Source organism: Roseixanthobacter psychrophilus (genome assembly GCF_043195195.1).
GTDB lineage: Bacteria > Pseudomonadota > Alphaproteobacteria > Rhizobiales > Xanthobacteraceae > NCEH01.
In genome coordinates, this window is the sequence record NZ_JBAFWT010000032.1 from 35,911 (window position 1) to 61,582 (window position 25,672).

Annotated in this window: 24 protein-coding genes; 11 read left to right on the forward strand and 13 right to left on the reverse strand. The window is 66.8% G+C overall.

What is annotated here, in order from left to right; translation table 11 throughout:
- The first annotated feature begins 84 nt into the window (after positions 1 to 84).
- Positions 85 to 450 (forward strand): hypothetical protein, encoded by a 366-nt coding sequence (locus V5F77_RS21840; RefSeq protein ID WP_429007461.1) that lies wholly within the window; start codon positions 85 to 87, stop codon positions 448 to 450.
- Between the two features lie 42 nt (positions 451 to 492).
- Positions 493 to 1,482, forward strand: coding sequence for a DUF1775 domain-containing protein (locus tag V5F77_RS21845; protein WP_429007462.1), 990 nt, complete (start codon positions 493 to 495; stop codon positions 1,480 to 1,482).
- 36 nt (positions 1,483 to 1,518) lie between these two features.
- On the opposite strand, the gene V5F77_RS21850 is transcribed toward V5F77_RS21845, so the two are convergent.
- On the reverse strand, positions 1,519 to 2,394 hold the full coding sequence (locus V5F77_RS21850) for a LysR substrate-binding domain-containing protein (protein WP_429007463.1): 876 nt from the start codon (positions 2,392 to 2,394) through the stop codon (positions 1,519 to 1,521).
- 97 nt (positions 2,395 to 2,491) lie between these two features.
- On the opposite strand from V5F77_RS21850, the gene V5F77_RS21855 reads away from it, so the two are divergent.
- From V5F77_RS21855 to V5F77_RS21865, 3 genes are all read left to right on the forward strand, one after another.
- Entirely contained in the window at positions 2,492 to 2,899 is a 408-nt protein-coding gene (locus tag V5F77_RS21855) for a tautomerase family protein (protein ID WP_429007464.1), read from the forward strand.
- Positions 2,900 to 2,956: 57 nt separating this feature from the next.
- Entirely contained in the window at positions 2,957 to 3,220 is a 264-nt protein-coding gene (locus V5F77_RS21860; RefSeq protein ID WP_429007465.1) for a hypothetical protein, read from the forward strand.
- Between the two features lie 129 nt (positions 3,221 to 3,349).
- A complete protein-coding gene (locus V5F77_RS21865) occupies positions 3,350 to 4,225 on the forward strand; it encodes an alpha/beta fold hydrolase (protein WP_429007466.1) in 876 nt (291 codons plus the stop codon).
- A gap of 143 nt (positions 4,226 to 4,368) precedes the next feature.
- Here V5F77_RS21865 and V5F77_RS21870 read toward each other — a convergent pair whose 3' ends face one another.
- From V5F77_RS21870 to V5F77_RS21885, 4 genes are read right to left on the reverse strand one after another with little or no spacing between them, the layout of a single operon-like run.
- Complete coding sequence (locus tag V5F77_RS21870) at positions 4,369 to 5,766, reverse strand: NAD(P)(+) transhydrogenase (Re/Si-specific) subunit beta (protein ID WP_429007467.1); 1,398 nt, start codon at positions 5,764 to 5,766, stop codon at positions 4,369 to 4,371.
- Positions 5,767 to 5,776: 10 nt separating this feature from the next.
- Positions 5,777 to 6,232 (reverse strand): proton-translocating transhydrogenase family protein, encoded by a 456-nt coding sequence (locus V5F77_RS21875; protein WP_394086197.1) that lies wholly within the window; start codon positions 6,230 to 6,232, stop codon positions 5,777 to 5,779.
- The gene (locus tag V5F77_RS21880) at positions 6,229 to 7,380 is read right to left on the reverse strand and encodes a Re/Si-specific NAD(P)(+) transhydrogenase subunit alpha (RefSeq protein WP_429007468.1); all 1,152 of its coding nucleotides are present in this window, start codon (positions 7,378 to 7,380) and stop codon (positions 6,229 to 6,231) included. Before V5F77_RS21880 ends, V5F77_RS21875 begins: the two co-directional genes overlap by 4 nt.
- Before the next feature lie 31 nt (positions 7,381 to 7,411).
- Complete coding sequence (locus tag V5F77_RS21885) at positions 7,412 to 7,564, reverse strand: aa3-type cytochrome c oxidase subunit IV (protein WP_429007469.1); 153 nt, start codon at positions 7,562 to 7,564, stop codon at positions 7,412 to 7,414.
- A 437-nt stretch (positions 7,565 to 8,001) separates the two neighbouring features.
- Here V5F77_RS21885 and V5F77_RS21890 point away from each other — a divergent pair, with 437 nt between their 5' ends.
- Both V5F77_RS21890 and V5F77_RS21895 read left to right on the forward strand, forming a co-directional pair.
- Positions 8,002 to 9,105, forward strand: coding sequence for a PA0069 family radical SAM protein (locus V5F77_RS21890; RefSeq protein WP_429007484.1), 1,104 nt, complete (start codon positions 8,002 to 8,004; stop codon positions 9,103 to 9,105).
- A 10-nt stretch (positions 9,106 to 9,115) separates the two neighbouring features.
- Positions 9,116 to 9,598: a VOC family protein gene (locus V5F77_RS21895; RefSeq protein ID WP_429007470.1), complete on the forward strand. Its 483-nt coding sequence runs from the start codon at positions 9,116 to 9,118 to the stop codon at positions 9,596 to 9,598.
- Positions 9,599 to 9,771: 173 nt separating this feature from the next.
- Here the strand turns inward: V5F77_RS21895 and V5F77_RS21900 are convergent, their stop codons facing one another.
- Both V5F77_RS21900 and V5F77_RS21905 read right to left on the reverse strand, forming a co-directional pair.
- The gene (locus V5F77_RS21900) at positions 9,772 to 11,601 is read right to left on the reverse strand and encodes an ABC-F family ATP-binding cassette domain-containing protein (RefSeq protein WP_429007471.1); all 1,830 of its coding nucleotides are present in this window, start codon (positions 11,599 to 11,601) and stop codon (positions 9,772 to 9,774) included.
- A 140-nt stretch (positions 11,602 to 11,741) separates the two neighbouring features.
- Positions 11,742 to 12,167 (reverse strand): YdcH family protein, encoded by a 426-nt coding sequence (locus V5F77_RS21905; protein WP_429007472.1) that lies wholly within the window; start codon positions 12,165 to 12,167, stop codon positions 11,742 to 11,744.
- On the opposite strand from V5F77_RS21905, the gene V5F77_RS21910 reads away from it, so the two are divergent.
- The gene (locus V5F77_RS21910; RefSeq protein WP_429007473.1) at positions 12,088 to 12,294 is read left to right on the forward strand and encodes a YdcH family protein; all 207 of its coding nucleotides are present in this window, start codon (positions 12,088 to 12,090) and stop codon (positions 12,292 to 12,294) included. The genes V5F77_RS21905 and V5F77_RS21910 overlap by 80 nt on opposite strands.
- A gap of 57 nt (positions 12,295 to 12,351) precedes the next feature.
- On the opposite strand, the gene V5F77_RS21915 is transcribed toward V5F77_RS21910, so the two are convergent.
- Both V5F77_RS21915 and V5F77_RS21920 read right to left on the reverse strand, forming a co-directional pair.
- Positions 12,352 to 12,837, reverse strand: coding sequence for a peroxiredoxin (locus V5F77_RS21915; RefSeq protein WP_429007474.1), 486 nt, complete (start codon positions 12,835 to 12,837; stop codon positions 12,352 to 12,354).
- Positions 12,838 to 12,934: 97 nt separating this feature from the next.
- Entirely contained in the window at positions 12,935 to 13,822 is an 888-nt protein-coding gene (locus V5F77_RS21920; RefSeq protein ID WP_429007475.1) for a protein-disulfide reductase DsbD domain-containing protein, read from the reverse strand.
- Between the two features lie 156 nt (positions 13,823 to 13,978).
- Between V5F77_RS21920 and V5F77_RS21925 the strand changes: the two genes are divergently transcribed.
- The gene (locus V5F77_RS21925) at positions 13,979 to 14,596 is read left to right on the forward strand and encodes a YqgE/AlgH family protein (protein ID WP_429007476.1); all 618 of its coding nucleotides are present in this window, start codon (positions 13,979 to 13,981) and stop codon (positions 14,594 to 14,596) included.
- A gap of 61 nt (positions 14,597 to 14,657) precedes the next feature.
- On the opposite strand, the gene V5F77_RS21930 is transcribed toward V5F77_RS21925, so the two are convergent.
- From V5F77_RS21930 to V5F77_RS21940, 3 genes are all read right to left on the reverse strand, one after another.
- The gene (locus tag V5F77_RS21930) at positions 14,658 to 18,956 is read right to left on the reverse strand and encodes a translocation/assembly module TamB domain-containing protein (RefSeq protein WP_429007477.1); all 4,299 of its coding nucleotides are present in this window, start codon (positions 18,954 to 18,956) and stop codon (positions 14,658 to 14,660) included.
- Between the two features lie 8 nt (positions 18,957 to 18,964).
- On the reverse strand, positions 18,965 to 20,800 hold the full coding sequence (locus tag V5F77_RS21935; protein WP_429007478.1) for an autotransporter assembly complex protein TamA: 1,836 nt from the start codon (positions 20,798 to 20,800) through the stop codon (positions 18,965 to 18,967).
- A 440-nt stretch (positions 20,801 to 21,240) separates the two neighbouring features.
- Complete coding sequence (locus V5F77_RS21940) at positions 21,241 to 21,840, reverse strand: TetR/AcrR family transcriptional regulator (RefSeq protein ID WP_429007479.1); 600 nt, start codon at positions 21,838 to 21,840, stop codon at positions 21,241 to 21,243.
- 160 nt (positions 21,841 to 22,000) lie between these two features.
- On the opposite strand from V5F77_RS21940, the gene V5F77_RS21945 reads away from it, so the two are divergent.
- Positions 22,001 to 23,296 carry an MFS transporter gene (locus V5F77_RS21945; protein ID WP_429007480.1) on the forward strand — a complete coding sequence of 432 codons (1,296 nt, stop codon included), beginning with the start codon at positions 22,001 to 22,003 and terminating at the stop codon, positions 23,294 to 23,296.
- 28 nt (positions 23,297 to 23,324) lie between these two features.
- A complete protein-coding gene (locus V5F77_RS21950) occupies positions 23,325 to 24,512 on the forward strand; it encodes a thiolase family protein (protein WP_429007481.1) in 1,188 nt (395 codons plus the stop codon).
- Positions 24,513 to 24,554: 42 nt separating this feature from the next.
- Here V5F77_RS21950 and mbfA read toward each other — a convergent pair whose 3' ends face one another.
- A complete protein-coding gene (gene mbfA / locus V5F77_RS21955; RefSeq protein ID WP_429007482.1) occupies positions 24,555 to 25,532 on the reverse strand; it encodes an iron exporter MbfA in 978 nt (325 codons plus the stop codon).
- Positions 25,533 to 25,672: the final 140 nt, after the last annotated feature.

A 25,672-nucleotide genomic window follows, 5' to 3' on the forward strand; every position in this document is an offset into this window, starting at 1 on the left:
GCCTGAGGCTCCCGCAGGCTTGCAGGCGCCTGTGCCGCAGCCTATGGCAGGGATATGATCGGGTCCGGCAGCGCGAGATCGACCGTGGCGGGGTGGGCCTCCCGCCTGTTGCTCGCCTATGCGCTCCTGCTGCAGATGGTGCTGTCGTCCGCTGCGATGGTCCAGCACACCGGGGTTCCCGCTACCGACCTGTGGGGCGCGACCTGCACCGGCACCCCCTCCCCCGCTGGCACACCGGCCCCCCAGGATGGAGGCCCGCCGCACCAGGGGCTCTGCTGCGTGCTCGGATGCATGGCCGGCCCGTCGCCTCTGCTGTCGCCCACCGACGCGGCCGAGCTTCAGCCCGCACCGCGCATCACCAAAATCGCCTTCCCCACCCGCGTCGCGTACGCACGGGCGGGCGATTCACACCACGCCTTCCACGCCCGGGGACCTCCCGCACGGGTTTGAGCCTGATTTTCAGATTCTCAAACCCATTCGGAGAGACATTCCATGTCCGTTTCGTTCGCGCGCACTGCGCCGCTGAGCCTTGTCGCCGCCGCTGCTCTTCTCGCCCTCTCCGGCCCCGCCCTGGCCCACATCACACTTGCTGAGGGGCAGGCCACCTCAGGCACCTATTACAAGGCGGTCCTGAAGGTCCCACACGGCTGCGGGGAGGCTGCCACCACCGGCATCAAGGTGAGCATTCCCGAGGGCGTCCTCACCGTAAAGCCCCAGCCCAAGGCCGGCTGGACCCTCGCCGTCGAGAACGGCCCTTATGAAAAGAACTATGCGGTGATGCACGGCGAGCCGGTGAAGGACGGGGTGAAGACCATCACCTGGTCCGGCGGCAACCTGCCCAATGCCTATTATGACGAGTTCGCCTTCATCGCCTATCTCGCGCCCCAGGCGCAGGCGACCAAGCTGTACTTCCCAGTCCTGCAAACCTGCGAAGGGGCGAGCGCCGATTGGGCGCAAATTCCCAAGGAGGGCGGCGCGCGCCTCGAATATCCGGCCCCTGCACTGAAGCTCGCCGCTGCCGCCATGCCGGCGCCAGCCGGAATCTATAAAGTCGGAACGCTGACAATCGAGCAGCCCTGGAGCCGCGCCACACCCGGCGGCGCCAAGGTGGCCGGCGGCTATGTGAAGATCACCAATACCGGCACCCTGCCCGACAAGCTGGTCGGTGGCTCGTTCGAGCAGGCGGGGCGCTTCGAGGTGCATGAGATGGCCATGAACAACGGCATCATGACCATGCGCCCGGTCTCCGGCGGGCTGGAAATCGCGCCCGGCGCCAGTGTGATGCTCGCACCCGGCGGGTTCCACATGATGTTCATGGATCTCAAGCGGCCATTGAAGGAAGGCGAGAGCATCAAGGGAACGCTGACCTTCGAGAAGGCGGGCACGGTGGACGTGGTGTTCGCCGTGCGCGGCATCGGCGCCGGCGCGCCGACCAGCGGCGGCACGATGGGTGGCGGTGCGATGGGCGGAATGGACCACTAGCACTAACGCCGCCCGACGAATGCCGCGAGAAGGCGCTCAGGCGGCAGCGAACAGCGGCCGCTCGCGCTGCAATTCCTCGCGCATCACCTCCTGCGCGAGGCGCAGGGCGGGCGACAGGCTCTCGGCCCGCGCATAAAGGATGAGTTCAACAAACGGCAGCGGCGCGGGGCCAAGGCCGGCGACGGTGACGATATCCGCCCGCCGCGCGCGGGCGGTGCGCACCGTAACGCCCAGTCCCGCGCCGACGGCCGCCAGCAGGCCCGGCAGGCTCGGGCTGGTGAAGGCGATGCGAAACCCGCGCCCTGCCGCATTGAGGGTGGAGATCGCCGCATCTCTGAAGACGCACGGCGCCTCGAACACGAGAAGCGGCACCGGCGCGTCGGCGGCAAGGCGCAACGCGTGCGCGCCGAGCCATTCCATGGGCTCGCGGGACAGGTCGAGCGCAGGCAGATCGCCGTCGCCGCGAAAGCCGGCGGCGAGGTCCAGGTTTCCGGCCTTCAGCGCGGCCATCAACCGGCCGGTGGAGGCGATTTGCACCGTCAGTTGCGCGCCGGGCAGGACGGCGGCGATGCGCGCAAGGATCCGTTGCAGGGCCGCTTCTCCCACATCCTGGACGAAGCCGAGGCGCACCGGCTCGCTCCCGCCCCCGGCCGTATGGTGTCCGAGCACGCGGTCATTGAGATCCAGCAGGGCGCGCGCATCGTCGAGGAAGACAAGGCCGCGCGGGGTCAGCGCCACGCCGCGCCCACGCCGCTCCAGCAGGGCGAAGCCCAGCATGTCCGAGAGCCGATCCATCTGCAGGCTGACCGCCGATTGCGATCTCCCGACGCGCGCGCTCGCCGCCGAGACGGAGCCGAGCGTTGCCACGGCGAGGAAACTGCGGAGCAGGTCGAGATCCAGATTGCGTGCCATATATATGAGTTAAACGAAATTCTAACCGCTGATAATTCAATTTTTCTCAAATGATATGCAGCGCTAGGTTCGGGCATCCAAACAGGAGATCGAACCCATGCCGATCCTTCAGCTCAAACTCTCCGGCACCGCCGACACCGCCCGCGCTTCCGCCGTTGCCGCCACACTCTCGGCCCTCAGCGCCAGGATCCTGCGCAAGGATCCGGCCCTGACCTCGGTGGCGGTGGATTTCCTGGACCCGGCGCTCTGGTTCGTCGGTGGGCGCAGCCTTGCCGAGGCCGGGCTTGCCAGCTTCTGGCTCGATATCGCGGTGGTGGACGGCACCAACACCAAGGACGAAAAAGCCACCTATCTCGCCGCCGTCTTCGCCGCCATGGGCGATCTGCTCGGTCCTCTGCATCCCGAGAGCTACATTCTGGTGCGCGAGGTGAAGGCCGATGCCTATGGTTATGGCGGGCGCACCCAGGAAAGCCGCTATGTGGAGAAGACCCTGAGGGCGGCGTGACGCAAGCGAGCGGCACGCGCTCTTGCGTGCCGCCGGGCGGGATGCGAGCCTGAGGCGATGAACGAGACCCCCGCAGAAGACCCACAGCCGAAGCCGTCCAATAGCTGGGCGGTGACCGGCGGCGTCAGCGTGATCCTGCTGACCGGCATGGCCGCCGCCGCCAAACTTCACGAGGACGGCGGCAGCCTCGGCTTCATGGGCTTCATCCTGGTGCTCACGGCGGTAGGCGCCTTCGCGCTCGCCCGTTTCATCTCGCGCCACGGCCATGAGATCGGCGAAGCCCGCTTCGACACCACGCCAAAGGAACCGCCGGCCGCCTGACGGATTCCCGGCGGATCTGCCCCGTTAGGATGGCCGCGCAGGCGGCCCATATCTGCGAGCGACCAGCCGCTGCCGCCGACTTTCGTGATATCGTGGCGGCGAGTTCGTGACGGTACGGGGGACGCCGACATGGTTGCAGAAGCGAACGCCGAAGGATCATTCCCAGGGGCGGAAGGAATCGAGAGCCAATTCGCTGACCTCGGCGAGGTTCGCCTTCACTATCTCACCGCCGGTTCTGGCGACCCGATCCTGCTGCTGCACGGCTACGCCCAGACGAGCCACATGTGGCGGCCGCTGATCGCGGAACTTGCAAAGACCCATCGTGTCGTCGCTCCGGACCTGCGCGGCTTCGGCGCGTCGTCCAAGCCTGAGAGCGGATACGACAAGAAGACCATGGCGCAGGATGTCCGTGCACTTGCATCCGCACTTGGTATCGACCGCGCCGGCGTGGTCGGCCACGATATCGGGCTCATGGTGGCCTATGCCTATGCCGCACAATATCCCGAGGCCGTGACGCGTATCGCGCTGATGGACGCCTTTCTTCCCGGCGTCGGCGATTGGACGCATGTCTGGCTGATGCGCGACCTCTGGCATTTTCATTTCTACGGCAAGACGCCGCTCGCGCTCGTCGAGGGCCGCGAGCGGATCTATTTCGAGCATTTCTGGAACGACTTCGCAGCCGACCCTAGCCATTCGGTGTCCGAGGCGGACCGCCAAATTTACGCGGCGGCCTACGCACAGCCCGGCGGCATGAAGGCCGGGTTCGAAGTCTTCCGCGCGTTCGAGCAGGACGCAAGCGACTTTGCTGCCTTTGCCGAAACCAAGCTGGCCATGCCCATGCTGGTGCTGACAGCGGAGAAGGCATCCGGTGAATTCCTGATCGCGCAGGGCCGGCTCGTGGCAGAGCACGTGGAGGGCGTCGTGGTGGAAGGTTCGGGCCATTGGCTGATGGACGAGGCGCCCGCGCAGGTTATCCCCCGCCTGGCGGCGTTCTTCGCCGCCTGAGCGCGGTTGCGCGCGCCGCCGTCGATCAACCCGCCGTCGCGCGCGCAACGCACCAGCGATGGGCTCCAATCAATAAAAAGGCCGCCGGACTTGCGTCCCGGCGGCCTTTCTTTTTCGTCCCGTCCCGCCGCAGCGGGCGGCGATCAGAGGTTTTTGACGATTTCCTCGGTGACCTTCTTGGCGTCGCCGAACAGCATCATTGTGTTGTCGCGGAAGAACAATTCGTTCTCCACGCCGGCATAGCCGGAACCCATGCCGCGCTTGATGAACAGCACCGTCTTCGCCTTTTCGACATCCAGGATCGGCATGCCGTAGATGGCGGAGGTCGGGTCGGTCTTCGCGGCCGGGTTGGTCACGTCGTTGGCGCCGATGACGAAGGCGACGTCGGCCTGAGCGAACTCGGAGTTGATGTCTTCCAGTTCGAAGACCTCGTCATAGGGAACCTGGGCTTCCGCCAGCAGCACGTTCATGTGCCCGGGCATGCGGCCCGCCACCGGATGGATGGCGTACTTCACCTCGACGCCCTCTTCCTTCAGCTTGTCGGCCATCTCGCGCAAAGCGTGCTGGGCCTGGGCCACCGCCATGCCGTAGCCCGGCACGATGATAACCTTCTGGGCGTTCTTCAAGATGTAGGCGGCATCGTCCGCCGAGCCCTGCTTCACCGGGCGGGTCTCCGCCGCGCCACCGGCGCCGGCCGCCACCTCGCCGCCGAAGCCGCCGAGGATGACCGAGATGAAGGAGCGGTTCATGCCCTTGCACATGATGTAGGACAGGATCGCGCCCGAGGAGCCCACCAGAGCACCCGTGATGATGAGCGCGGTATTGCCCAGCGTGAAGCCGATGCCGGCCGCCGCCCAACCCGAGTAGGAGTTGAGCATGGACACCACCACCGGCATGTCTGCGCCGCCGATCGGAATGATCAGCAGGCCGCCCAGCGCCAGCGAAAGGATGGTGATGATCCAGAACAGCGGGATCGAGCCGGTCATCACGAAGGCGATGATCAGCACCAGCAGCAGCAGCGCGAGACCGCCATTAATGAAGTGGCGCATGGGCAGCATGATCGGCTTGCCGGACATGTTGCCGTTGAGCTTGGCGAAGGCGATGATCGAGCCGGTGAAGGTGATCGCGCCGATGGCAACGCCGAGCGTCATTTCCACAAGGCTCGCCCCGTGGATGTTGCCGGGTTCGCCGATGCCGAACGCCGCCGGAGCATAGAGCGCCGCCGCCGCCACCAGCACCGCCGCGAGACCGACCAGCGAGTGGAAGGCCGCGACCAGCTGAGGCATCGCGGTCATGGCGATGCGGCGGGCGACAACCGCGCCGATGCCGCCGCCGATGCCGATGCCGGCGATCACCAGAACCCAGCCGAGAATGTCGGAGGGCGGCGAGAGCGCGAGCGTGGTGAGCACAGCAATCGCCATGCCGACCATGCCGAACATGTTGCCCTGGCGCGAAGTGGTCGGGTGCGAGAGCCCGCGCAGCGCAAGAACGAAGAGGATGCCCGCTACCAGGTAAAGAAGCGCGGCCAGATTGGCGTTCATGGGTCCGCCCTCACTTCTTCTTTTGGTACATGGCGAGCATGCGGCTGGTCACGAGGAACCCGCCGAAGATGTTCACCGATGCAAAGATCAGAGCGATGAAGCCGAAGCCGCGCGCCCACAGAGAATGGCCGGCATCGCCGACCGTGTTAACGCCGACCGCGAGCAACGCGCCGACCACGATCACCGAGGAGATGGCGTTGGTGACCGACATCAGCGGTGTGTGCAGCGCCGGGGTCACCGACCACACCACGTAATAGCCGACGAACACCGCCAGCACGAAGATGGAAAGGCGGAACACGAACGGGTCGATGGCGCCGCCGGTGGCGGCATGGGCGACCGCGCCGAGGGCGGTGGCCGCTTGGTCGGCATAGATCTGGGCGGCTTCGGCAGCCTGGCGGGCCACCTCGGCGGCAGCGCGCGCCTGGGCGGCGGCGTCTGCGGCGGTTTGTGCGGTGATCGGGTTCATTGGGCGGCTCCCTCAACCTTGGGGGCGAAGTTCGGGTGAACCACGGCGCCGTCGCGGGTGAGGAGCGTCGCCTTCACGAGCTCATCGTCCCACTTCACGGCGAGGGCCTTGGCCTGTTTGTCCACCAGGGTCTCGACGAAGGCGTAGAGGTTCCTGGCGTAAAGCAGCGAAGCCGAGGCAGCGATGCGGCCGGGCACGTTGAGATAGCCGACGATCTTCACACCGTTCGCGTCGACCACCTGGCCGGGCTCTGCGCCCTCCACATTGCCGCCGCGCTCGACCGCGAGGTCGATCAGCACGGAACCCGGCTTCATGGAGGCCACCATGGCCGCCGAAATCAGCTTCGGCGCCGGGCGGCCGGGGATCAGGGCCGTCGTGATGACGATGTCCTGCTTCTTGATGTGCTCGGCGACCAGGGCCGCCTGCTTGGCCTGGTATTCGGCCGACATGGGCTTGGCGTAGCCGGCGGCGGTTTCCGCCTGCTTGAACTCGTCGTCTTCCACGGCGACGAATTTCGCGCCGAGGGATTCGACCTGCTCCTTGGAGGCGGGGCGCACGTCGGTGGCGGTCACCACGGCGCCGAGGCGGCGGGCGGTGGCGATGGCCTGGAGGCCGGCAACACCGGCGCCCATGACGAACACGCGGGCGGCGGGAACCGTGCCGGCGGCGGTCATCATCATCGGCAGCGCGCGGCCGAACTGCTCGGCGGCATCGATCACCGCGCGATAGCCGGCGAGATTCGCCTGCGAGGACAGCACGTCCATCACCTGCGCGCGGGTGATGCGGGGCATCAGCTCCATGGCGAAGGCGGCCACGCCGGCGTCGGCCATGGCCTTCAGGGCCGCCTCGTTGCCGTAGGGGTCCATGATCGCGAACACCAGGGCGCCGCGCTTATAGGACGAAAGTTCGGCTTCCGTCGGACGGCGAACCTTGAGTACCACATCGGCATCGGTCACCGCATCGAACGCGGTCTGCGCAATGGTGGCACCGGCGGCAGCATAATCCGCGTCGAGAATGCCTGATTTCAGGCCCGCGCCGCTTTCGACCACGACGTTGGCGCCGAGCGCGGTCAGGCGCTTTACCGTATCGGGGCTCGCAGCGACCCGCGGCTCGCCGAGGTCAATCTCGGCGGGGACAGCGATTTTCATTGAAAACGTCTCCGAAGTCCGAGTGCGTGACTCAGAGCAGGAAAATCCACATGAGGGCGAGGATGACGGCTACCGTGATCGCGCCGTATTTCGTGAGCTGCGTGAAGAGCGTAAACGTCCGGGCATGCTCAGCGTAATCATTGCCCTCGGCAGTCAGATATTCAATCGTGCCGTGCTCGGCCATTGGCGTTTCCCCTCAGCTTACGGTGGCCTTGGCCCTTTAGCGGAGAAGGGCTTCTGTGGCAACTCGCGCTGGTGGACAATATACCAGATACGACAAGGTTCAAGATCAAAAACCGCGCCCTGAGCGAGGAGAAATGTTCTTGTTTTGTTCGCGCGTTCGCGTACGATCAAATCATGGATTTTCAGCGCGATTCTGCCCTTCCGGCATCTTCCGCCGACGCCCCGGCCGCCGGCATCCAGCCGCGTCCGCCTCGGGCGCAAGCGAGGCGTTCCGTCGGTTCCGCGACAAAAAAAAGCAACAAAAACGACCCGATTATCGGCCGCCTGAGTTCGGATCGGGCTTTGCGGGTCGCCGCCTTGGCCGACGCGCGTGCCGAAGCGGAAGCCGCGGTAGCAGATCTGGCCCCGATCGCGGCGCCCCGCGGGGTGCCGGACCACATGGTCACGGCGGTGGACGCGGACCCGCTGGCCCGGGTCGACAAGGCCCGACGCCGAGGGCGCGGCGCGGTCTCCAACGCTGCGGGGCGCTACGAGCCCGCTGCCCGCATCCTGTTCGACGATGGATGGGAAAGCCTGGAGGATTTGCCGGCCTTCCGCACCGAGGTGGTGGAAGAGCGGGCCCGCACGGTAATTACCCGCAATACCTCTCCGGACATCGCCTTCGACCGCTCCATTAATGCCTATCGCGGCTGCGAGCACGGCTGCATCTATTGCTTCGCCCGGCCAACCCATGCCTATCACGGGCTCTCAGCGGGGCTGGACTTCGAAAGCAAGCTGTTCGTCAAGCCGGACGCGCCGGAATTGCTGGCGCGCGAGCTGATGCATCGCACCTATACCCCGCGCACCATCGCCATGGGCACCAACACCGACCCCTACCAGCCCATCGAGCGGCAATACCAGGTGACCCGGCGCTTGCTGGAGGTGCTGCGCGATTTCGGCCATCCCGTGGGCATCGTCACCAAGTCCGGCCTGGTGGCGCGGGACATCGACATCCTCGCCCCCATGGCCCAGCGCGGCTTGGTGAAGGTGGCGATCTCCATCACCACGCTCGATCCCAAGCTGGCACGCCTGATGGAACCGCGCGCGGCGAGCCCGGCGCGGCGGCTGGAGACCATCCGGCGGCTCAGCGATGCCGGCATTCCCACCGCCGTGCTCGCCGCTCCGCTGATCCCCGCGCTCAACGACATGGAGATCGAGCGCATTCTCGACAGCGCCAAGGCGGCCGGCGCCATTGAGGCCGGCTATGTCACGCTGCGCCTGCCGCTGGAGATCGCCGACATGTTCCGCGAGTGGCTGGCCGCCCATTTCCCGGAGAAAGCGCGCCACATCATGTCGCTGGTGCGCGAGATGCACGGCGGCAAGGATTATGATTCCGGCTTCGGCAAGCGCGGACGGGGGGAAGGCCCCTATGCCTGGACCATCGGCCGCCGGTTCGAGATCGCCGCCCGCCGGCTCGGTCTCGTGGGGCGCGGCCTGAAGCTGACCACCGAACATTTCAAGCGCGCCACGCAGGTAGGCGAGCAATTGTCGCTGTTCGAATGAGGCCAGGCTCATGACCGCATCCACCATGGCGTCCGCTGCCCCCTCCGCCGCACGTCCCAGTGCGCCGCCGCTTCGCCTGCATCTGGTGACGCTGGGGGTGGCCGATCTTCCCCGCGCCATCGCCTTTTATGAAACCCTCGGCCTTGCGCGGCGGGACCGGAGCACGCAGGGCGTCGCCTTCTTCGATGCCGGCGGGGCCGTGCTGTCCCTGTTCCCCCGGCCGGCGCTTGCCGCCGACGCGATGCAAGCGGACACTGGGACCGGCGGATTTTCCGGCATCGCGCTCGCCTTCAACGTCGCCGGCGAGGGCGAGGTGGACGCCACCCTCGCGGCCGCGCAGGCGGCCGGCGGGACGGTGGTGAAGGCGGGGCAGCGCGTGTTCTGGGGCGGCTATAGCGGCTATTTCACCGATCCCGACGGGCATGCCTGGGAAGTGGCGCACAATCCCTTCTTCCCCTTCGACGCCGCCGGCCGCCTGGTGCTGCCGGACTGAGTGCGACAGAAATTCCCCTGCGCGCAGACGATGCGCGCTCGGGGAGGGGCCGGCTCGCCTCCGCCGGACAGGTCTCGTCCGCCTGGACCTCACCCCTCCCCGCCCCTTTTCATGGGCCGCGCGGGCGCATCGGACACATGCCGGCGCGCCCGGTTGAGATGACGGTGCAAGTTTCAGCCGTCGAGTTCCTCGCGCAGGATTTCCAGCCGCAGCCATTCCTCCTCGGCCGCGTCCAGTTCCTTCTGCACCTTGGCCAACGCGGCCGAGGTGCGCTCAAAGGAGCCCGGATCGCGCTCATAGAGGATCGGATCGGACAGGACGGCGCCGAACTTGTCCGCCTCCGCCCGCAGCTTCTCCAAGGTCTTGGGAAGCGTCTGCAGCGCGTGCTTCTCGTGGAAGGTCAACCGCCGCTTGGTCCCTTCCCCACCGGCGTTGGCCGCCGGACCTAAGGCGGGCTTGCTCGCCGATTTCGCAGAACCGCCTGCGCCCCCGCGCTTTTCCTTCGCCTGCACCCCATGGCCGCGCTGGTTCACCATATCCGCATAACCGCCGGCATATTCGGTGAACCCGCCGGCCCCTTCCGCCGCGATCACGCTGGTGACCGTGCGGTCCAGGAAATCACGATCATGGCTGACCAGGATGACCGTGCCGGGATAGTCCGCCACCATCTCCTGCAGCAGGTCGAGGGTTTCCAGGTCCAGGTCGTTGGTGGGCTCGTCGAGGATCAGCATGTTGGATGGCAGTGCCAGGGCGCGGGCCAGCATCAGCCGCCCCCGCTCGCCGCCCGACAGCACCGACAGAGGCGAATTGGCCTGGTCGGGCGTGAACAGGAAGTCCTTAAGATAGCCCATCACGTGCTTCGGTACCCCGCCCACCAGCACCTGATCGCTGCCGCCGCCGGTCAAAGCGTCGCGCAAGGTGGTGTTGGGATCGAGCGCCGCGCGCTTCTGGTCCAGCGAGGCGATTTCCAGATTGGCGCCGAGCCGCACCGTTCCGCTGTCCGGGGCCAGCTCGCCCGTGAGCATCTTCAGCAAGGTGGTCTTGCCGGCGCCATTGGGGCCGACGATGCCGATCCGGTCGCCGCGCACGATCCGGGTGGAGAAATCGGTGACGATCGGCACGCCGTCATAGGCCTTGGAGATTCCCTTGGCCTCGATCACCAGCTTGCCGGAGGTCTCGGCCTCGGTGACGGTGATCTTCACGTTTCCCTGGGCACGGCGCTCGTCGCGCCGATCGGTGCGCATGGATTGCAGCAACCCGAGGCGCCGCACATTGCGCTTGCGTCGGGCGGTGACGCCATAACGCAGCCAATCCTGCTCCGCGACGATCTTGCGGTCGAGCTTGTGGCGGTCGGTTTCTTCCTGTTCCAGCACTTGATCGCGCCAAGCCTCGAAACTGGAGAAGCCCTGGTCCAGCCGGCGCGTGGTGCCCCGGTCGAGCCAGATGGTGGCGCGGGACAGATTTTGCAGGAACCGCCGGTCGTGGCTGATGACCACCAGCGCTGACCGCAGCGATTTCAGCTCGCTTTCCAGCCATTCGATGGCGGGCAGGTCGAGATGGTTCGTCGGCTCGTCCAGCAGCAACACGTCCGGCTCCGGCGCAATCACACGCGCCAAAGCGGCTCGGCGCGCCTCACCGCCGGAAAGGTTCGCCGGGTCTTCATTGCCGGTGAGGCCGAGCTGATCCAGCAGATACTGGGCCCGATAGTCTTCATCGCCCGGCCCGAGGCCGGCCTCGACGTAAGCAAGGGTGGTCGCGAAGCTGGAAAAGTCCGGCTCCTGCGGCAGATAGCGGACGGTTGCGCCGGGCTGGAAAAAGCGCACGGCAGAGTCGGCCTCAACCAGGCCGGCGGCAACCTTGAGCAGGGTCGATTTGCCCGACCCATTGCGCCCCACGAGGCACAGCCGATCCCCCGGCGACACGGAGATTTCCGCGCCGTCGAGCAGAGGGGTGGCGCCGAAGCGCAGATGGACGTCTTGAAGCGAGATCAGCGGTGGAGCCATGGCGTCGGCTTAGTGGGTTTTACCGACGGATGGAACCCACCGCCGCCCGCAAAGCACCCGACGCACCACGGCTTTCTGCCGATAGCGCCCCAACGCGGAGAGCACACCTCACCACGCCCGCCTATCACACTGATTTCCGATTAATGGACCGTCGCCTCGCCACGCAGGCGGGTGATTTGATCCTTGAGCAGCAATTTGCGGCGCTTGAGTTCGGCAACCCGGAGCGGGTCGGTAGCGGCGTGATGCAGTTCACGTTCTATTGCCGTCTGAAGAGCGGCGTGACGACGCTGAAGCTCTTCGAGGTGCGACTGGACGGACATGAGTTTCGTCTCCCTGTCTGCAACGAAGGGCAGTCTGTCATGGAGGCGGCAAAGAGTCGACCGGGTAATTTTGGTCTCTTTCCAGCCTGCGGCGCCGTGCGGCTTGCGGCTTGGGGAGACGGTGCGGTATTCGAGAGGGAGCAGCTCAGACCGCAACGGATATGGCATGACCAGTGACGAGGAAAGGGAGCTGAGATTGCTGCTGGAGCGCTTGCGGCAAGAACATCGGGACCTCGATGCCGCCATCGATGCGCTGACTGCGGTGACAGGCTCCGACGTCCTGCAGATTCAGCGGCTGAAGAAGCGGAAGCTCCAGCTCAAGGACCGGATTTCCCACCTGGAAGACGAGTTGTTCCCCGACATCATCGCGTAAAAAAGCCCCCCGGACGTGCCGGAGGGCTGAATCTTGAGGATCTTTGCCGCTGCCGCGTCAGAGCTGGCCAAGCATGGTCTGCGCGGAGGAGACATCCGCCTTGGAAGGCACGTCCTCGACATTGAGGGCCTTCACCACGCCGTCTTCCACCAGCATGGAATAGCGCTTTGAGCGCACGCCGAGGCCGGCCATGGAGCCATCAAAAGTCAGGTCCAGCGCCCGCGAGAATTCCCCGTTGCCGTCCGAGAGGAACACGATCTTGCCTTCGGCGCCGGAGGTCTTTTCCCACGCGCCCATGACGAACGGATCGTTCACCGCCACGACCGCGATGGTATCGATGCCCTTCGCCTTGATCTCGTCGGCGCGGGAAACATAACCCGGCAGATGGTTCTTATGGCACGTGGGGGTGAAGGCGCCGGGAACGGCGAACAGGACCACGCGCTTGCCCTTGAAGATGTCGTCGGTGCTCTTGGGCACCGGACCGTCTTCCGTGGAAACACGGAAGGTCGCCGTGGGCAGGGTATCGCCGACTTGGATTGCCATGGGTGGTTTCTCCGCACATTTCGGCGCTATTCCGCCGAATGCGGCGCAGAATAGGCAGATTTCCGGCCGATGAAAGTCGCGATGACGGCTCTCGGCTTCATTTCCCCTTGAGGGGTACCATCGTCTCCACCGCCTTGCCGCCGTCCACGAGGGTCAGGCGCACCTGCTTGCCTTCCCAGGTCTCGCCAGAGGGCAGTCCATCCAGTTCCAGCGTGAAGCGCGCCTCCCCATTGGGTCCGAGGGCGCGGGTCGGCAGTGGCAGAGCCCAGCTATTGTCCGGCCCCTCGACGAACAGGTCCGCCTTCTCCGAGCCGACCGTTGCGGTGACCACCAGCAGCGGAGCCGGCCCCTCCGGCGTTCCCGGTGCGGACGCCACGGGCCGCGCCTCCTGCGGGACCACCTCGGCGGCAAGCAGCGCCGGCGCAGGGCCTGGACCGAGGGTGATCGGCGTCGGCACCAGGGCGCGGGCCGCGGTGAGCACGGCGCTCGGCCCCTCCCCGGCGGCGGGAACATCGAGGCTCGCCTGCGCGTGCACCGGGACGCACAGCGCCTCGCAGACGGCGAAGTCGAGCGACAGGTCGAGCCGCGCCGCCTTGCCCGGCTCGGCAAGCTTCACCCGCAGCGGGAAGATGACGCTGCCACTCTTGTAGCCGATGGAAAAGCCGCTCGCGCCGTCGGAAAAGCGCTTGGGCGCCGGGAAGGACACATCCACCTGAGCCACATTGCGCGAGCCGGTCCAATCGAACCGGGGCGGCACGCCGCTATCGCCGGGATAGCGCCAATAGGTCTTCCATCCCGCGGCCAGGCGGATCTCGATTCCGGCCTCCACGATTCCGTCCGCCACCGCCCCGGTCATCAGCCGCACATCGGCATTCTCGGCGCGAACCCAGGGTGTCTCGGCCGCCGCAACCGGGGCCGACAGGGCCAGGAGCGCCAGAAGGAGTGCCGGGGCGAGGAAGACAGAGGGGAGGCGGATCACGTTCATGCCCTTGCGCGTACAGCCTCGCGCGTGTCAGCGCAAAGGGCCCGCGCGCACATTCCTGTCAGGGCACAAAGACGTGAGCCGCGCCTGCGCCAATGTGGCAGCGTTGACGCCCGGTTCACCGTTTTCAAATCCGGCGGGTCGGGTTAGGCTGTAGGCATGACGGTCGATCGCAAGACCCTTTCCCTCGGCGACCCGCCGGACTTTCTCGACGGGCAGATGCTCATTGCCATGCCGTCCATGCAGGACGAGCGCTTTTCCCGCACCCTGATCTATGTCTGCGCCCACTCCAACGAGGGCGCGATGGGCATCATCGTCAATCAGGCGGCGGCGCACATCAATTTCACCGATCTGCTGGTGCAACTCGACGTGGTGCCGGAGGATGCCCGCATTCTTCTTCCGCCGCGCGCGGGCGCCGTGAAGGTTTTGCGCGGCGGTCCGGTTGAGACAGGGCGCGGCTTCGTCCTGCACTCGTCCGATTATTTCATCGAGAACTCCACCTTGCCGATCGACGGCGGCATCTGCCTGACGGCGACGCTGGACATTCTCAAAGCGATTGCCGGCGGCACCGGGCCGCATAGCGCCGTGCTCGCGCTCGGCTATGCCGGCTGGGCGCCAGGGCAGCTCGAAACCGAGATCCAGGCCAATGGCTGGCTGCATTGCCCGGCCGATCCGGACCTGATCTTCGGCGAGAGAGTCGAGACCAAATACGATCTCGCCTTACGCAAGCTCGGCATCGACCCCGGCATGCTCTCGAGCGAAGCCGGCCACGCCTGAGGTTCCGGCAAGACCTTTCGGGCGCGGCCCTCCACCAACGCCGTCGAGGAGCGCCGGAGCGCTAATAATCCCACTGCGCGCCGATGCCCACTTCGGTGCCGCCATCGGCACCGGTCGCACCCTGCAGGCGAATGTTCCGGGTGATGTCGATGTCGATCGTCGCCGCGCTCGAACCCGATGTGGTGCCCTGCCGCACGCCGAGATAGATCCGGTCGTTGAGGCGCTTGCCGATACCGAACTGTCCGCCTGTTCCCTCGGCGTTTGTCCCCACGTCCACGCTGTCCACCCCGAGCGAACGGCGCAGGCTGCTGAGCGCCGCCGATCCGGTGCCCGACATGGTCGCAACCGTCTGCGCCACCTGCAAGGCCTGGCCGGCGCTGAGCTGTCCGGCCGAGCGGCCGAACAGCAGGCGCGCCACCACCTCGTCTTGCGGCAAGGTCGGTGTTGAGGAGAAGGTGATCTCGGGCCGCGAGGCGCGGCCCGAGATGGTGACACGGGCTGTCACCTCATTGGCCGTGCTCTCGGCGACAAAATCGAGGTCTGGGTCGGTCGTGCCGTTGAAGGTCACCCGGCCGCGGGTGAAATCCAGCCGCCGGCCGATGATGTCGAAGCGCCCACGCAGCAGCTCGAAGCCGCCAACGGTCACGGGCGCCGCGCTGGTGCCGCGCACGGTGAGATTTCCAGATAGCTCCGCATCCATGCCCATGCCGCGCACGAACACGCGGTTTGGCGCCGTCACGGCAAGATCCAAGCTGGCGAGGAAGGCCGGGGGCCGCGCGCCCCCCTGCCCCGGACGTGTCGGCGGCGCCGGGGGCACGGTGAAGGTTTTGCCAGGCGGCACGTTCACATGCCGCACGTTGAGCGCCCGCGCCCCGCCCGGCAGGCGGTCGGGAATGGTGATGTCGAGTGCCCGCACATTGATCTGGCCGCCGATGGTTGGGCGAATGGCGAATGCGCCGCCGATGGCGAGCCGCCCATCGGCGACGAAGCGAACGATCTCGCTGTTCACGAGGCCCGCATTGTTCAGCGTGAGGTCGAGCCGGCCAGGGAACCCGGCGCGGGGATCGAGCGTCACATTGCCGGTGCCCTGGATCGAGCCGCCATTGAGCGTCGCCGTCTGGAATGACGAGAGCGTAACCGAACGATCCGTGCCGGTGATGACCGCCTGGATGCGATCCAAAGTCACTCCATTGACCGCATCCTCATATCGGCCGCCGGCAATGCGCACCGTGCCGCCGGCGCGGGGATCGTCGAGGCTGCCGCGCAAGGTGGCATCCACCGTGGCGGTGCCCTGCGCCCGCGCGCCTGATGTGGCGAGGATCGCATTCGCAACCGCGAGCGAGATGGTGCCGCGCATGGAAAGATCAAGGCCATCGCCCTGGATCGGCACCGTACCCGTGATGGCGACCCCGGAGAGCGAAGGGCCGGTGATGGTGGCTGTGATGCGGGCGCGCCCGGCATCCAGCGTTCCATTGGCCCGCAAATCGAACGGCCCGGCGCCCGCCCGCGTAATATCGGGGCTGGTGGCCCGCAGCACCGAAAGATCGTAGCGCCCGGACGGCGCGGCGGCGGGTCCGGTGATTCGGGCGCTGCCGTTCAGCATGCCGGACAGGTTCAGCGCAGGATCGACGAGCGCTGCCAGCGCCAACGGCAAGGCGCGGATATCCACCGCAAGGTCGAGAGTATCCCCGGCGCTGCCCTGCACGCTCACGCTCCCACCGCCGGTGGCAAGGGCGAGGCGATCGATGGCAATTGTCCCATCGCGCAGGGTGAAGGTGGCCGGAGCGGAGAGTGTCACATTGGTGCCGGTGCGGGTGATGCGCAGATTTTCCAGGCGGAAGCTCTGCTCCTGCGCGCTCGCGGTGAGCCGCCCCGCCGCGACGATGGTCGCGCCCTGGGCATCGGCATTCAAGGTCAGAGCGGTGGCGCCGCCGGCCTCGCTGGCGACGAGGCGCAGGCGTGAAATCTGCAGCGCGCCCGCCGAAATGCCGGTGGCGTCCACATTGCCCCGAAGGCTTCCCGTCCCCGCGCGCGGATCGGCCAGCGCGAGATCGATGCGCGCGCTCTGCACCCACTGGCCCGCGGCGATCACATTGTCGAGGTCCGCCCGGATCGCGACCTGCTGCGTGCCGCTGGCCCCATCCAGCACGAGCGTACCATCGGCTTTGCCGGCAAGTTCGGTGAGGGCGAAAGCGGAGATATCGGCGAGGTTCCCGGCGGAGATGGCGATCTGCCCGGTCAGGAGCCCGCCGGGGGTGGCCGTCACAGCACCTTGGGCATTGACCGAACCCACGGCGATATCAAGGCCGGTGAGGGCGCGGCTACCGTCGGCGCCGGTTGAGAGCGTGGCCGCTCCGCGTGCCGGCTTGCCGCCCACCTGTCCCGCAAGGCGGGCCGTGCCGCCGAGGCGACCGGTGAGATCGCGCAGGTCCGCCTCCACGGTGAGCCCCTCGATCGGCTGCCCCATGGCCTTGCCCCGGTCCACCGAGAGGCGGGCAAGAACGTTCAGCGCAGTCAGATTGCCGGAAAAGCCCGCTCGCCCTTGCGCTTGCCCTTCCAGGCGCGGATCGAGCCGCGCGAGGTCGCGCAAAGTGAGGTCGCCGACGAGATCGGCGGCGCGGGCATCCACCTTGCCATTGACGGCGAGCGCGAGGCCGGTGGCGTCGAGCTTCAGATCCTGGACCGTCAGCGCCCCGTCCTGCGCATAGGACAGGCCGCCCGCCACCTGCGCCGCACCGCCAACGAGCCCGTCCAAAGCGGCAATGCCGGTCTCGACCTCGCGTGAGGTGCCGGTGAGGGTGAGCGCTGTGGCGCCGTTTGCCCCCGTGCGCTTGACCTGCGCATCCAGGGAAACCACGCCGCGCAAGGGTTGGCCGGCGAGCGGGGCGAGGGTCGCAAGGTCAAGGCGCGGCATGTGCAGCGTGCCGTCGATATCCTGTGTGCCGGCGCGTCCCGCAAATGTGAGGTCGAGGCCGGTGAGTGCCACCGCCAGATCGTGCAGTTCCCCCGCGCCGGTCCGGGGCAGGATGCCGGCGGCGGAGAATGTCCCGCGCGGACCGAGCGCCTTGGCGACCGAAGGATCAGCGGCGGAAAGACCCTCCGCCGTCCCGTCCGCGCGGAAATTGAGGCCGCCCTTGCCGTCGTCGGTAGTGCGCGCGAGCAAAGTGAAGCCTTGCGCGCCATAGCCGGCGCCCGTGAGCCCCTGCGCGGAAACGCTCACATCGGCGCGCGGCGCGGCCAGCGGACCGGCAACGGTGCCATCCGCCTTGAGGGCCGTCCAGCCGATTCCAGGCAATAAGGCAGAGAAGCTCGCTGCGTTCCCGGCGGTCGCGGAGAAGGTGAGGTCCGCCGTGCCCTCGGCGGTCTGCAGCGTGCCCCCCACATTGGCCTTGAGGCCAGCAGTGGTCAGCGCAAAGCGGCGGATCGAGAGGGTCGTCAGCGCGGGGTCCACCAGCACGGCCCCGGACAGCTCGGTGCGTCCCGCGAACAGCGGCGCGAAGGATGCGGGCAGCGCCTTCTCAAGGTCGCCGGTCATCGCGAGCGTTGCGAGATGGGACGTGCCCTGCGCCACGATCTCGGCCGTGCCGTCGAGGTGCAGCACCGAACCTGCGGTGGCATTGAGCGTGCCGCGCCAATTCTCCAGCGGTCCGGAGCCCTTCACCTGGGCATCGAGCGGCGGCAGGCCCTCCAGCGCCGCCATGCGGGCGACGAGGCCGCCGGCTGGCTCACGGGCGGTGAGATCGAGATCGAGCCTGCGCCCCTCGGGCACATAGCGGATCGTACCCGCGACCGAGCCCGGCTCGTCGCGCCGCTCCAGGTCGAATTGCAGCGAGATGCCCTTTGCCGGCTCCATCAGCCGCACGCCGCCCTCGAACTGCAATTGCGCCTTGCGCCCGAGCACCGGCTCGGCCAGGTCGATCCGCGCGAGCGCAAGCCGGTCGACGATCACGCGCAGCGCAAAGCCATTGCCCGAGCTTGGCGGGACGGGTTCGGCGGGGGGCGGCAGGTCGGGCGCGCGCAGGACGTTCATGCGCGCCGCCTCCATAAGGGAGACGTCCACGGTTCCCGACAGCAGGGCGAGCGGCGACCAACGCACCCGCACGTCTTCAAGCTCCAGGAAGGTGCCTGAGGGATCGGCCAGTTCGACCCGTGCAAGAGCGATGTCGCCGGGCACGAAGCCCGTGAGGCCCGAAAGCGTTACGCGCATCCCGCCAGTGGAGGCCAGTTCGGAGCCGAGCCGCGCCAAGAAAGCCTTACCGGGCGGCGTCTGCACCGCGCCGAAAGCCATGAGCGCGAAGGCGATGACCGCCACCAGGAGGATCGCCACCGCTTGCGCGGCGCCGAGGAGGATGCGGCGCATGATAGCCATCAGAAGGACTGCCCCAGGCTGACATAGAGGCCGTAATGGGTGCCGGCGACCTCCGGGTTCACGGGGAAGGCCAGATCCAGGCGGATCGGGCCGATGGCGGTATAATAACGTAGGCCGATGCCATAGCCATATTGCAGTTCCGAGAGGTCCGGCGTCTCCGAGGCAAAGGCCGCGCCCATGTCGAGGAAGGGCACGATGCCGATGGTGTCGGTCACGCGGATGCGCGCTTCAACGGACGCGGTGAAGAAGCTGAGCCCGCCGATGATATCGCCGAACGCATCGCGTGGGCTCGCCGACTGATAATCATAGCCGCGCAGCGAGCCGCCGCCGCCCACATAGAACAGGCGCTGGGGTGGCGCGTCATAGAAATCCGCGCCGAGGATCGAACCCGCCTGCACCCGCCCAGCCAGGATATAGCGCTTGTCCTCGTCCAGCGCATGATAGGTGGCGATGGAGCCCTTCATCAGCAGCGGCCCGGCGCCGGACTGGCCGAACATGGCGAACGGCTCGATGGTGGCGCTGGCGCGGATGCCGCGCGAGGCGTCCAGCAGGGAATCGGTGGAGTCGTAATTGGCATCCACCGGAATGCCGACAATGGTGTAATCGCGCAGGCCGATGGCGTTCTCCACCTGCGACTGCTCCAGATCCACGCTCACCTGAACATTCAGCTGATCGTCGAAGCGATGCCGGATGCCGCCCAAGAAGGTTTCGCCCTGGCGCACATAGGCATTGGTGACCTCGCGCAGGATCGCGGCCTGGGCAACGAGGTCGTCGTTCGGCGTGATGATGCCCGGCTTCATGAAGGTGGCGGCGAAGCGATAGCCGAACGGATCGGCATTGGGCACGGAGTCCGGCTCCTTGCCGAACCAGGACACCTGCCCGTCGAGCCGCAGGGTCTCGCCGCCGCCGAACAGATTGCGATGGCCCCAGAACACATTGGCCGCCGAGCCATCGGTATTTGAATATTTGGCGCCGAAGCCGACATAGCGCGGCTCGCGCTCGCTGATCTCCACCTCGATGGGCAATTGGCCCTGCGCGTTGAGGCGCTCCGCCTCCTTGAACCGCACGCCGCCGACGATCTCGAAGGTGAGCAGCCGCTTGCGCAACGCATCCAGCCGTCCGGGCGAGAACGGCTCGCCGGGGCGGATCTCGATCCGCTCCGAAACGAATTCCGGCTTGAGGGTCTTGGTGCCGGAAACGGTGAACGGGCCGAAGCTCGCGACCGGGCCGGGCGAAACATAAAAGGTAACGTTGAGCATTTGGCCGGCGTGGTCGGCCACAACATCCTTGCCCACCACCTTGGCAAAGGGATGGGCGCTGTCACGCAAGGTCGAAATGATGGTGTTCTCGGCACTCAGCACGAGTGTCGAGCGCGCCGGCTCCCCCGCGATCAGGCGCAGGCGGCGTGCCGGGGGCGCCTCGGCGAGCGGTTTTTTGGTCGCGGCATCCAACACCTGGATCGTGCCGAAGGTGAAGCGCGGCCCGGTGGCCACATGCACCACCACCGGCACGGGACCGGCGGCGCGGGCCGCATCCACCGCCGCGAACACGTCCGGCGCATCGGGCGCGCGGCCGGCGACACTGATGTCGAGAGTTCCCGCATAATAGCCCTGGGCATACAGGGCGGCGATGATGCGATCGCGGTCGGCAAGCGCCCGCCGCACCAGCCCGGCCGCACCCGAGGGCGCGTTGCGCTTCAGGGATTCAAGGTTGGAAGCGTCCGATACGTTGGAGCGCACGGAGGTGTCGCCCGTGACCTCGAACGTGACGCTATAAGGCACCGCATCTGGCGCCGGTGCATCCGCCTTCGCGCGATCGGGATCGAACCAGGCCATGGCCCGGTCGAAGAATGTGGCGCCGTCGTCCGAAGATGCAGGTTGGGTGGGGGCAGGCTGGGCCGGAGTCTGGGCTCGGGCCGGCGCGACGGCAAGCGGCGCGACGAAAAACGCGACGAGGCACCCGCGCAACATTCGGCCGGGAAGGCGAGACCCACGGAGCGCAGCCGCGCAAGGGGCAATGTTTCGCGACATTGGCCGCCGTGGTGCATCCCGCAAAATCGACCGCCCATGCGCCTCCATTTTGAGGGGCCATTGTAACGGCGCGGCCCCCGCCCGTCCATGGGTGGGGGCCGTCGAGCTTAATGATTTGTGAAGCTAAGCTGTTGAAATCAAAAGCTTGTGGTATTTATTGCTGCTTTGTGGCGTCGGCAGGAACCCCGCGGGGACGTCTCATACGGCGGCCCGGGCTGCGCGCAGAAGAGCCGACACGGCGACGGTCAGGCCTGTTGGCCGCCCTCTCCGGACAGGGCAAGCAATTGCCCGTGGAGGCGGTCGAGGATCTCGCGCGACAGCGCGGCATCGGACTCCGCAACCGCCCGCGCCAGCGCCATGCCGCCAACGAGACTTGACACCATCAAGATCGCCCGCCCCCGGCGCGCGGCGGGACTCTCTTGGATCGGGAGAAGGGCTTCGAAGGCGGCGATATAGGCCGCGATCCCCGAGGCGAAGCCCGCCTGCACCTGGGAATCCTGGCGCGTCACCTCGGTTGCCACTGCGGCCATGGGGCAGCCATCCCGCGGGGCATCGCGATGACGTGTCGAGAGATATGAGCCGAGATAGCGCGGCAAGCCCCCGCTATCCGCCCCAGAGCGGGCGGCGATCCGCGCGAGACTCCCGGCGAAGGCGTCCTCGAAGGCCTCGGCCGCGAGCGCATCCTTCGACGCGAAATGCCCGTAGAAGCCGCCATGGGTGAGGCCGGCGGCGCGGGTGATTTCGGCGACCCCCACGCCGTCAAAGCCCCGTTCTCTAAACAGGCGCGATGCGGCGGTGATGATGGCGGCCCTGTGCTCAGCCGCCTTTTCCTTTGAAACTTTCATCGCCTGCCCCTCCCGTCCTGCATGCCTTCCAGCTCCGACCACGCCGGCATCTTCGCGGTCGCCTTGACTTTAATCATGATGCACGTACTTTAAAATCAAACATGACGCTCGTCATTATTAATTCCGCCGAACCATGCGCCGATGCGCAGCGGAGAGATTCATGCTGTCAAACCGGCTCGCAGCCTTTCTCGCCGCGCGCAACATTCATTATGGCTGGGTGGTCGCCGGCGTCACCTTCCTCACCATGCTCAGCGCCGCCGGCGCCGTCGGCGCGCCGGGTGTTCTGCTCCTGCCGCTGCAGCGCGAATTCGGCTGGTCCACGTCAGAAATCTCCGCCGCCATGGCCGTGCGCCTGCTGCTGTTCGGCCTGATGGGGCCGTTCGCGGCCGCGCTGCTGAACCGCTTCGGCTTACGTCGCATCGTCTTGTGCTCGCTCGGCCTCGTGAGCGCGGGGCTGCTCGCCTCCCTCGCCATGACGGAGGTGTGGCAATTGATCCTCACCTGGGGCGTGGTGGTGGGCTTCGGCACCGGCATGACCGCCCTGGTGCTGGGCGCGACGGTTGCGACCCGCTGGTTCTCCCACCGGCGCGGCCTCGTCGTGGGGTTGCTGACCGCCAGTTCGGCGACCGGGCAATTGATATTCATGCCCGCGCTCGCGGTGCTATCCGAGCTCTATGGTTGGCGCATCGCTCTGATACTGCTGTGCATGATGCTAGGGGTCGCTGCCCTGATGGTGCTCGCTTTGATGCGCGACCGCCCTTCCGACCTCGGCCTTTCCCCCTATGGCGACACGAGCCCCCCGAGCGCAGCGGCCTCCCCGCCCCGTTCAGTGACAATTGCCGCGTTCGACGCCCTGCGCTTTGCAGCCAAAAGCCGGGTGTTCTGGATTTTGTTCGCCACCTTCTTCATCTGCGGTGCAAGCACCAACGGCCTGATTCAGACCCATCTCATTCCCCTGTGCGCGGATTTCGGCGTGCCTGAGGTGCAGGCGGCCGGCATGCTGGCGCTGATCGGCGCCTTCGACTTCATCGGCACGGTGGGCTCGGGCTGGCTTTCCGACCGCTACGATAATCGCTGGCTGCTCGCCTGGTATTACGGATTGCGCGGGCTCTCCCTGCTCTATCTCCCGTTTTCTGATTTCACCTTCTACGGCTTGTCGGTATTCGCCGTGTTCTACGGGCTCGATTGGGTGGCCACCGTGCCGCCCACCGTGAAGCTAACAGCCGAGCACTTCGGCCGCGAGCGGGCGAACCTCGTGTTCGGCTGGATCTTCGCCGGCCACCAGATCGGCGCGGCGGCCGCAGCCTTCGGCGCCGGCCTCTCCCGCACAATGCTCGCGAACTACCTGCCCGCGTTCTTCATCGCCGGCGCGCTGTGCCTGATCGCAGCAGCGCTGCTGGTGACCCTGCGCCGCCAGGGACCGGAAACGGCCCTTGCTTCGGTGCCAGCCCAATAATCACCCGCTTCACAACGGAGGCAGTCCCATGCCCGCAGATCCAATCGTCATAGTTTCCGCCGTCCGCAGCCCCCTCGGTCGCTTCCTTGGCGCGCTGGCGCCGGTGCAGGCCCCACAGCTCGGGGCGCATGTCATCCGCTCTGCGCTTGCACGCTCCGGCCTCACTGCCGATCGCATCGACGAGGTGCTGATGGGTTGCGTCTTGCCGGCAGGCCAGGGCCAGGCGCCCGCCCGTCAGGCCGCCCGCGGCGCGAGCCTGCCCGACGCCACCGGCGCCACCACCATCAACAAGGTGTGCGGCTCCGGCATGAAAGCAACGATGCTGGGGCACGATCTGATCGCCGCCGGCTCGGCGGAGATCGTTTTGACCGGCGGCATGGAATCCATGTCCAATGCGCCCTACCTCCTGCCGAAGGCCCGCGCCGGCTATCGCGCCGGCCATGACCAGGTGCTCGACCACATGCTGCTCGACGGGCTCGAGGATGCCTATGAGGGCGGTCGGCCCATGGGCGATTTCGGCGAGGCGACGGCGCAGGCCTATCAATTCACCCGTGCCGACCAGGACGCCTACGCGGTGGAGACACTGACCCGCGCCCGGCGCGCCATCGCCGACGGAGACTTCAAAGCCGAGATCGCGCCCTATGTGCTGAAGGGCAAGGCCGGCGATGTGCTGGTGGAGGACGATGAGAACCCGCTGAAGGTCTCTCCGGAGAAGATTCCCGGCCTCAAGCCCGCGTTCCGCGCGGACGGCACAATCACAGCGGCGAGTTCATCGGCCAATGCCGACGGTGCGGCCGCCCTTATCCTGACCCGCCGCTCGATCGCCGAACGCGAAGGCCTGCCGATCCTGGCCGAGATCAAGGCGCACGCCACCCATTCCCAGGATCCCGCCTGGTTCACCACGGCACCCATTCCGGCGATCCGAAAGCTGCTCGCCAAAACCGGCTGGAGCGTGGACGACGTCGACCTGTTCGAGATCAACGAGGCGTTCGCGGCCGTCGCCATGGCGGCGCAGCGCGACCTCGGCATTTCCCGTGACAAGCTGAACGTGAACGGCGGCGCCTGCGCGCTCGGCCATCCCATCGGCGCCACCGGGGCGCGGCTAATCGTGACGCTGCTGCATGCGCTGGAGCGTCACGGCCTGAAGAAGGGGGTCGCTGCGCTCTGCATCGGCGGCGGCGAAGCCACGGCAATCGCGGTTGAGCGAATGCATTGAGCCGTCGCTGCGCATGGTGCGAACGGAGCGGCGGAATATCGCTCAGCCGCTGCCGATGAGGATACCGGCGGCGAGCACCAGCGCGCCGCCGAGCACCACCTGAAACACTGCCCGCACGAACGGCGTTTCCATATATTTGTTCTGGATCCAGGCGATCGCCCACAATTCCACGAACACCACAACGACCGCGAGCGCGGTGGCAGTCCAGAACTCCGGGATCAGATAGGGCAAGGCGTGGCCGAGACCACCCACGGCGGTCATCACGCCGGAGGCGATGCCGCGCTTGACAGGGGAGCCGCGCCCCGAAATCACCCCGTCGTCATGCGCCGCCTCGGTGAAGCCCATGGAGATGCCCGCGCCGACCGCCGCAGCAAGGCCCACCAGAAGTGTGGTCTGGGAACTCTGGGTCGCGAAGGCGGTCGCGAAAATCGGGGCGAGGGTGGAGACCGAGCCGTCCATCAAGCCGGCAAGGCCCGGCTGCACCCAGGTGAGCACGAACTGGCGGCGCGCCTTCCCTTCTTCTTCAGCCTTCACGTCGTCAGGCCGGTTCGCGGCCTCAAGCTCCTCGGCCTTCGCCTCGTGAATTTGCTCCTGGAGGGCAAGATCTCCCAGGAGTAGCCGTGTGCCCGTATCGCTGGCCCGCTTTGCGGCTTCCAGATAGAAGCGGGCGGAATCCTCCTCCATCTTGCCGATCTCTTCGCGAATCCGCTCGATGCCGAGATTCTTGACGAGCCACACCGGCCGGCGGACATAAAAGCCAGCGATATGCTCCCGTCGAATGAGAGGAATGTGGGTCCCGAAGCGTCGCTCGAACTCTGCAATCAGCCGCCGGCGATGTTCGCTTTCTTCTTGGGACATGCCATCGAATACAAGAGCTGATGCAGGATATTCCTGGCGGATCAACTCGGCGTAGTCGGCATAGATTCGCGCGTCGTCCTCCTCGGCGGAGATGGCGAGGGCGAGCACTTCCTTTTCAGAAAGGTCCGAAAAATTGCGGCGGCTGGAAAGGCCGGGGATCATGGCACATTGCTCACTTTAGAATTTATCTAAACTGTAGCGCATATGACGGCCTCAGGCCAGCGATCAACGTGCGACACGTTGGTGAGCGGCTCGAGGGAGGCTGATGGGCTTCGGTCAGCGCCGCGCGAGCGGTTGCGGGC